Origin of the sequence: Methanoculleus sediminis (assembly GCF_001017125.1) — an archaeon.
Classification (GTDB): Archaea; Halobacteriota; Methanomicrobia; order Methanomicrobiales; family Methanoculleaceae; genus Methanoculleus; species Methanoculleus sediminis.
Genome location: NZ_JXOJ01000012.1, coordinates 1 through 227, shown reverse-complemented (window position 1 = coordinate 227; position 227 = coordinate 1). Strand labels below are relative to the sequence as shown.

General features: G+C 59.5%; 1 pseudogene. It reads left to right on the top strand.

Features of this window, described 5'->3' with window-relative positions:
* Positions 1-227 (top strand): annotated as a pseudogene (locus SZ63_RS13050) (cation:proton antiporter); the annotation flags it as partial.

Below are 227 nucleotides of genomic sequence, written 5' to 3'. Positions count from 1 at the left end.
TCATCGGCGCTGCGGTCATCGACGACGTCCTCTCCCTCCTGGTGCTTGCCGTCTCTACCGATCTGGTGGTGAGCGGGGATATCTCGGTGACGTCGGTCGTTCTGATGCTTGCCAGAGCCGTCGGATTCATCGTCGTCGCCGGAGCCGTCGGGTACTTCGGCATCCGAAAGGTTATCGAACGAATGGATGCAACTCCTCTGGCGCGGAAGTATCCGGAATTCGTCTTC